2 tRNA genes and 1 rRNA gene are annotated in these 1,039 nt (G+C 52.9%); all 3 read right to left on the bottom strand.

Annotated elements, in window-relative coordinates:
- Positions 1-174: 174 nt before the first annotated feature.
- Positions 175-250: transfer RNA gene (locus JFN91_RS21910), tRNA-Ala, on the bottom strand.
- Positions 251-271: 21 nt separating this feature from the next.
- Positions 272-348 (bottom strand) — tRNA-Ile (locus JFN91_RS21905).
- 206 nt (positions 349-554) lie between these two features.
- Positions 555-1,039, bottom strand: a 16S ribosomal RNA gene (locus JFN91_RS21900); the annotation flags it as partial.

Raw genomic sequence — 1,039 nt, 5'->3', positions numbered from 1 at the left:
CTAGGCATCCACCGTACGCCCTTAGTAGCTTGACCATAAAAAAACTGTAAATGATCTCACTGCCGTGCATACTACCCAAAACGACTTACGTCATTTCGGTTGCTACCTACATTCACTACTATGCAATTGTCAAAGAACAGTATCAGCACGACCCCTGACGGAATCGAACCAAAATGGTGGAGGTGAACGGGATCGAACCGATGACCCCCTGCGTGCAAGGCAGGTGCTCTCCCAGCTGAGCTACACCCCCGGAAAACCGGTTGAGACTAAATGGTGGGCCTGGGAGGACTTGAACCTCCGACCTCACGATTATCAGTCGTGTGCTCTAGCCAGCTGAGCTACAGGCCCCAATCAGTATCGATGATGCACTCATCGTGAGCCTGGCAGTCATCGCTAACCATTCATCTCAGAACTTTAAAGAACAAAAACCTCGAATCAGCCGAGGCTTGGACTTTCAAAACTAAACAGTAGACGTCATCAATTTGCGAGATTGACCTGGATAACCATGACCAGCATCTTACGTGACAGTGTCACTGGCTGGTTAGGCTCCTTAGAAAGGAGGTGATCCAGCCGCAGGTTCCCCTACGGCTACCTTGTTACGACTTCACCCCAGTCACCGGCCATTCCTTAGGACGCTGCCTCCCTTGCGGGTTAGCTCACGCACTTCGGGACCAACCGACTCCCGTGGTGTGACGGGCGGTGTGTACAAGGCCCGGGAACGTATTCACCGCGGCGTGCTGATCCGCGATTACTAGCGATTCCAACTTCATGGAGTCGAGTTGCAGACTCCAATCCGAACTGAGACCGGCTTTTTGAGATTGGCTCCACCTCGCGGTATCGCAACTCTTTGTACCGGCCATTGTAGCACGTGTGTAGCCCTGGACATAAGGGCCATGAGGACTTGACGTCATCCCCACCTTCCTCCGGTTTGACACCGGCAGTCTCACTAGAGTGCCCAACTAAATGATGGCAACTAGCAATAGGGGTTGCGCTCGTTGCGGGACTTAACCCAACATCTCACGACACGAGCTGACGACAG

The sequence above is a fragment of the Geomonas anaerohicana genome (assembly GCF_016458305.1).
GTDB lineage: Bacteria > Desulfobacterota > Desulfuromonadia > Geobacterales > Geobacteraceae > Geomonas > Geomonas anaerohicana.
This window is presented reverse-complemented; position numbering and strand designations above follow the sequence as displayed.